Below are 1,560 nucleotides of genomic sequence, written 5' to 3'. Positions count from 1 at the left end.
GCCGCTGGCCCAGCGCTGGCGCAGCGCGCTGCACTGGCTGCAGACGGTGGCCCAGGCCGCCCCCGAGGCCGAGCGTGCCGCCTGGCTGCCTTACTGCAGCGAAGCCGCCGCCTGGCTGGTCTGCCAGAGCGAGCTACCGCACCAGGTCAGCAATGTGGATCTGCGCTGCGAGGTGCTGGGCCTGCTGGGCCAGCATGGCCGGGTGGATGCGGGCCGCATGCAGATTCAGCTCGACGAGCTGACCACGCGTGCGGCGCGCCACTACCGCCGCTACCTGCCGCAGTGGGAGCGCTACCAGGCGCTGCGCCAGCAGCTGCTGGGCGAGTACCGCGCGCGCTTCCGGCTCGAGGAGTTCAAGGCCCGGCCGCTGTCGTCCTTTGTGCGCAACCGCTTGATCAACGAGATCTACCTGCCGGTGATTGGCGACAACCTGGCCAAGCAGATCGGCGTCGTGGGCGAGAACAAGCGCACGGACCAGATGGGCCTGCTGATGATGATCTCGCCGCCTGGCTACGGCAAGACCACCTTGATGGAGTACGTGGCCAACCGGCTGGGCCTCATCTTCATGAAGATCAACGGCCCGGCGCTGGGCCATTCGGTGCGCTCGCTCGACCCGGCGCAGGCGCCCGATGCGACGGCGGCCAAGGAGCTCGAAAAGCTCAACCTGGCGCTGGAGATGGCCAACAACGTGATGCTGTACATCGACGATATCCAGCACACGCATCCCGAGTTCTTGCAGAAGTTCATCTCGCTGTCCGATGGCACGCGCCGCATCGAAGGGGTGTGGAGGGGCCAGACCAAGACCCATGACATGCGCGGCAAGCGCTTTTGCGTGGTCATGTCGGGCAACCCCTATACCGAATCGGGCGAGGTGTTCAAGATCCCCGACATGCTGGCCAACCGCGCCGATATCTACAACCTGGGCGATGTGCTGGGCGGCATGGACGAGGTCTTCAAGCTCAGCTATATCGAGAACAGCATGACCTCGAACGCGGTGCTCGCGCCGATGGCCACGCGCAGCCTGCAGGACCTGTACCTGCTGCTCGACCGGGTGCAGGGCAAGGAGGTGTCGGCCAATGCGCTGTCGCACGACTATGCGGCCGCCGAGCTGCGCGAGATGGAGGCGGTGCTCCAGCGCATGCTGCAGGTGCGCGAGCTGGTGTTCAAGGTGAACCAGCAGTACATCCACAGCGCCGCGCAGGACGACAGCTACCGCACCGAGCCGCCGTTCAAGCTGCAGGGCAGCTACCGCAACATGAACAAGCTCGCCGAGAAGATCACCCCGGTGATGAACGACGCCGAGATGGCGCAGATGCTGAGCGACCATTACCAGGGCGAGGCGCAGATGCTGACCGGTGGCGCCGAGGAGAACCTGCTCAAGCTCGCCGAGCTGCGCGGTAGCGCCGATGCGCAGGCCCAGGCGCGCTGGGCCGAGATCAAGGCCCAGTTCCAGCGCCAGCAGGCCGCTGGCGGCGCCAATGCCGATGCCGCCACCCGCGTGACCACCCAGCTGGTCGACCTGGTGGCCGCCACCCGTGCCATGGCCCAGGCCCAGCAGGC

The 1,560-nt window shown here is 66.7% G+C and carries 1 protein-coding gene; it reads left to right on the top strand.

Features of this window, described 5'->3' with window-relative positions; translation table 11 throughout:
* Positions 1-1,560 (top strand): AAA family ATPase (locus H928_RS26380; RefSeq protein WP_043338993.1); only part of this gene is annotated, 1,560 nt, incomplete at both ends.

Source organism: Comamonas sp. B-9, from assembly GCF_000410635.1.
GTDB lineage: Bacteria > Pseudomonadota > Gammaproteobacteria > Burkholderiales > Burkholderiaceae_C > Comamonas.
This window is presented reverse-complemented; position numbering and strand designations above follow the sequence as displayed.